Source organism: Streptomyces sp. NPDC059455, assembly GCF_042750115.1.
Classification (GTDB): Bacteria; Actinomycetota; Actinomycetes; order Streptomycetales; family Streptomycetaceae; genus Streptomyces; species Streptomyces endocoffeicus.
Window position 1 is genome coordinate 1 of sequence record NZ_JBHYVB010000388.1, and the last position, 4,992, is coordinate 4,992.

At 67.5% G+C, this 4,992-nt stretch carries 4 protein-coding genes and 1 rRNA gene; all 5 read right to left on the reverse strand.

Annotated elements, in window-relative coordinates:
* Positions 1-152: 152 nt before the first annotated feature.
* A complete protein-coding gene (locus ACFXB5_RS52550; protein WP_014058688.1) occupies positions 153-485 on the reverse strand; it encodes a small basic family protein in 333 nt (110 codons plus the stop codon).
* On the reverse strand, positions 482-1,408 hold the full coding sequence (locus tag ACFXB5_RS52555; RefSeq protein ID WP_385222972.1) for a DUF881 domain-containing protein: 927 nt from the start codon (positions 1,406-1,408) through the stop codon (positions 482-484). The genes ACFXB5_RS52550 and ACFXB5_RS52555 overlap by 4 nt, the downstream gene beginning before the upstream one ends.
* Before the next feature lie 116 nt (positions 1,409-1,524).
* On the reverse strand, positions 1,525-4,020 hold the full coding sequence (locus ACFXB5_RS52560) for a sugar phosphate nucleotidyltransferase (RefSeq protein ID WP_385222974.1): 2,496 nt from the start codon (positions 4,018-4,020) through the stop codon (positions 1,525-1,527).
* Between the two features lie 114 nt (positions 4,021-4,134).
* Positions 4,135-4,743, reverse strand: coding sequence for a CDP-alcohol phosphatidyltransferase family protein (locus ACFXB5_RS52565; RefSeq protein WP_385222976.1), 609 nt, complete (start codon positions 4,741-4,743; stop codon positions 4,135-4,137).
* Between the two features lie 148 nt (positions 4,744-4,891).
* Positions 4,892-4,992: ribosomal RNA gene (gene rrf / locus ACFXB5_RS52570) — 5S ribosomal RNA — on the reverse strand; the annotation flags it as partial.

The following is a 4,992-nucleotide window of genomic DNA, read 5'->3' on the forward strand; positions in this document are numbered from 1 at the left end:
CTCCTGTCGCGGCGTCTCGGCGGACTGCCGCGACGTTTCGACCGGCTGCCGCGGCGTTTCTACCGGCCCTCGCGGCGTGTCGGCCTGCCGTCGGTTTTCGGCCGACTGTGCCCTGTCGGGCTTCTCCGGGGTGTCGTCGGTCGTCATCGGCCTCACGCCCGGAACACATGGCGGCGGATCGCGGCCGCGTTGGAGAAGATCCGGATACCGAGCACGACCACGACTCCCGTCGACAGCTGGGCACCGACGCCCAGCTTGTCACCGAGGAAGACGATCAGTGCGGCCACCACCACATTGGACAGGAACGATACGACGAAGACCTTGTCGTCGAAGATCCCGTCCAGCATCGCCCGGAAGCCCCCGAAGACCGCGTCGAGTGCCGCCACGACGGCGATCGGCAGATAGGGCTCGACCACCGTCGGCACCACGGGTCGGACCACAAGTCCCACCACGACTCCCACGATGAGCCCCAATACGGCGATCACGATGTGCCCTTCCCTGTGTCGGCGTCACCCTTGCCGGAGCCACCGGCTATCGGTTCCGCGGTGCGTACGATCAGGCTCGGCGCGGCCGGAAGCCGGAGCGAGTCCTGGGCGGAAATGCTCGTACGGATGTCATAGTTCTGCTGCAGTACATGCAGATACTGTCCGTCCGCACTGTTCTGGAAAGCGGTGCTCAGCCGCTGCCCGTCCCCCACCGCGAGCACCGTATACGGCGGCGCCAGCGGCTTGTTGTCGACCAGTATGGCGTCTCCCGCGGCCCTGATCGCCGAGAGCGCCGTCAGCCGCTGCCCGTTGATCGAGACGGCTTCCGCGCCCGACTCCCACAGGCCGTTGACGACACGCTGCATATCGTGATCGCGCACCCGGCCGGTGTCGGAGAAGTCGGCGCTCTCCCGTGGTCCCCCGCCGCTGCCCGCCGCGCCCTTGGCGTCGTCGACCACCAGCTTCACCCCGGGGCCCGTCACCTCGTTGGCTCCCGAGAGCAGCGCCACCAGATCGGCCTTGGCCCCGCCGTGCTTCTCCAGTGCCTGCCGCTGCTTCTCCCCGACCTCGCCCCGAAGCTTGTCCACGCCCCGGGCGAGCTTGTCCGCGTTCGAGTTCCCCGTCTCGATGCGGTCGATCAGCTCTCCCCGCTCCTTGGCCAGCGTCGGCGCCGATATCCGCGCCTCGGCGGCCCCGATGGTGATGACGACCGCGACCAGGACGAGACCGAAGGCCAGCCCCAATTTGGCCCGCACGGTGCGCGGCAGGCCCGAGCGACCGGTCTCCCCACGCCGCGCGGCGGCCTCGGCGTAGCCGTCGTCAAGGCTGTGGTCCATCACATTGGTCAGCAGCGACATGGACGCGTCGAGGCGCGGGCGCGGGCGCGGCGATGCTGTGCTCCGAACGGGGGGCTGCTGCGACATGCCGCACATCGTCGCACGTGGGGGCCGCCGTCACCGAATGGCCCCTCCGGCGTGCCGGATCATGGACCTCGGGACGGCGGCCCCACGCGCTCAGACGTGCTCGGGCGGCCCCGGGATCAGCGCCCCGCGCTGTCCACGACACTGGACCATTCGTCCAGCAGGGCCTGCGCGGACGCGTCGTCCGGGCCCTCCGCCCACAGATGGGTGACCGCCTCGGCCGGGTCGGGCAGCACCATGACCCACCGCCCGTCGGTCTCCACGACCCGCACCCCGTCGGTGGTGTCCACGGAACGGTCCCCCGCGGCCTCCACCACATGCCGCATGACCAGGCCCTTGACCGCCCAGGGGGTGGCCAGGTCACGCCGCTGGACATGCGCCCGCGGAATCCTCGCATCGATCTGACTCAACGTCAGCTGAGTGCGCGCCACCAGCCCGATCAGCCGGACGAAGGCGGCCGTACCGTCGAAGACGCTGCTGAACTCGGGGATGATGAACCCGCCGCGCCCGTCGCCGCCGAAGATGGTCGACTCCGACCGGGCGACCCGGGTCAGATCGTCCGCCGCGGTGGTCGTCCACTCCACCTGTGTGCCGTGGTACGCCGCCACCTGCTCGGCGATACGGGTCGTGGTCACCGGAAGCGCCACCCGCCCGCTCCGCCGCTCCGCGGCCACCAGGTCCAGCATCACCAGCAGCGCCCGGTCGTCCTCCACGATGCGGCCGCGCTCGTCGACCAGCGAGAACCGCTCGCCGACCGGGTCGAACCGCACTCCGAACGCGGCACGCGCGGAGGCGACGATCTCGCCGAGCCGGGCCAGCCCCGACCGGCGGGCGTCGGCGGTCTCCGTCGGACGCGACTCGTCCAGGCCCGGGTTGATGGTCAGCGCGTCCACTCCGAGCCGGCCCAGCAGGCTGGGGAGCACCAGCCCGGCGCTGCCGTTGGCCGCGTCCACGACGACCTTCACGCCGGCCTCGGCGATGCCGCTGATGTCCACGGCGCGCACCAGCGAGCCCGTGTACGAGTCGAAGACGCTCGACGGGAAGCTGAGGTCACCGATCTCGCCCGGGAACGCCCTGCGGTACTCCTGGCGGGCGTACACCCGGTCCAGCTTCCGCTGACCGCCCGCGGAGAGATCGGCGCCCCGCTCGTCGAAGAACATGATGTCGACCGAGTCGGGCACCCCGGGCGAGGTCCGGATCATGAAGCCGCCGGCGCTGCCGCGCGCGGTCTGCTGCCGGGCCACTGGCAGCGGCACGTTCTCCAGGTCCCGTACGTCGATGGCGCTGGTCTGGAGGGCGGAGATCATCGCCCGCTTGAGCGCTCGCGCGCCCCTGGAGTGGTCACGCGCCGTGGTGACCGTCGAGCCCTTCTTGAGCGTCGTCGCATACGCCCCGGCGAGCCGCACCGCGAGCTCCGGGGTGATCTCCACATTGAGGATGCCGGAGACGCCGCGGGCGCCGAACAGATGGGCCTGCCCCCGGGACTCCCAGATCACCGAGGTGTTGACGAACGCGCCCGCCTCGATGGTCTTGAACGGATAGACCCGGACATTGCCCTGGACGATCGACTCCTCGCCGATCAGGCACTCATCGCCGATGACGGCCCCGTCCTCGATCCGGGCGGCGCGCATGATGTCGGTGTTCTTGCCGATGACACAGCCGCGCAGATTGCTCTGCTGGCCGACGTACACGTTGTCGTGCACCACCGCCTTGTGGAGGAAGGCGCCGCTCTTCACCACGACATTGGAGCCGACGACGGTGTGCTCACGGATCTCGGTACCGGCCTCCACCTTGGCGTAGTCGCCGATGTAGAGCGGACCGCGGAGCACGGCCTCCGGATGCACATCCGCCCCTTCGGCGACCCATACACCGGGCGAGATCTCGAATCCGTCGAGCTCGACATCGACCTTGCCCTCGAGCACGTCCGCCTGGGCCTTCACATAACTCTCATGGGTGCCGACATCCTCCCAGTAACCCTCGGCGACATAGCCGAAGATGGGTTTGCCCTCCTTCATCAGCTGGGGGAAGACATCTCCGGACCAGTCGACCGGAACATCGGATTCGACATAGTCGAAGACCTCCGGCTCCATGACATAGATGCCGGTGTTGACGGTGTCCGAGAAGACCTGGCCCCAAGTGGGCTTCTCCAGGAAGCGCTCGACCTTTCCGCCCTCATCGACGATGGTGATACCGAACTCGAGCGGATTGGGAACGCGGGTCAAGCAGACGGTGACAAGGGCGCCCTTTTCCTTATGGAAATTGATCAGATCCGTGAGGTCGAAATCCGTCAGGGCATCACCCGAGATCACAAGGAAGGTGTCGTCCTTGAGTGCTTCCTCCGCGTTCTTGACGCTTCCGGCGGTGCCGAGTGGCTTCTCCTCATTCGCGTACGTGAGCTCCATGTCGAGCTCCTCGCCGTCACCGAAGTAGTTCTTGACGAGGGAGGCGAGGAACTGGACTGTCACCACGGTCTCGCTGAGACCATGCCGCTTGAGCAGCCGCAGCACATGTTCCATGATCGGCCGATTGGCCACGGGCAGCAGCGGTTTGGGCATGGTCGAGGTCATCGGGCGCAGACGAGTCCCCTCGCCCCCTGCCATCACGACGGCCTTCATATCGGAAGCGTCCTCCTTGAAGAGACGACGGTCATGCCGACCGCGCACGCCCGATGGCCCTTACACCTGAAGTCGCTACGGGCCCCGGCCTCTATCGACGCCGCTACGGCGAGCTCAGTCGGCCGCGGTGTCCGCCCTGACGAGTCGGCGGACCTGAACCACGTAGAGGACTCCTGCCCACCAATAGAGTGTTGTACCCCATCCGGCGAACGCCCATCCGAAAATAGCGGCGGTCGTGTGAAGCAAGCCACTTCCCTCACTCAGAAGGAGCAACGGGAAGGCATACATCAGGTTGAAGGTGGCCGCCTTGCCGAGGAAGTTCACCTGGGGCGGCGGATAGCCATGGCGCCGGAGGATGCCCACCATCACCAGCAGGACCAGCTCTCGCGCGAGAAGGGCCGTGGTGAGCCAGAGGGGCAGGATCTCGCGCCAGGTGAGACCGACAAGAGTCGACAGTATGTACAGACGGTCGGCCGCCGGGTCGAGAAACCGGCCGAGACTGCTGATCTGGTTCCAGCGACGGGCCAGCTTCCCGTCGAGGTAGTCGCTGATACCGCTCAACGCCAGAACCAGCAGCGCCCAGCCGTCACTGTTGGGCCCGCCGAACTCGGGCCGGAGGATCAGCCACAGGAAAAGCGGCACGCCGACGAGGCGCGCCGCGCTGAGGATGTTCGGGATGGTGAGCACACGGTCCGTCTGGACGCGTGTCTCCTGTACCTCCACCCGGGAGCCTCCCGTGAGAAACAGGCCGATGATGCTCCATGACTCTACCGGTAGACCCGCACAGGCCCCGCACCGGGGCGTAGTGGACATGGGCACGAAAAAGACCCCGAGGGGAAGGAAATTCCCATCGGGGTCTTTTTGAAGAATTGTTCGGCGGCGTCCTACTCTCCCACAGGGTCCCCCCTGCAGTACCATCGGCGCTGAAAGGCTTAGCTACCGGGTTCGGACTGTTACCGGGCGCTGGCCCAT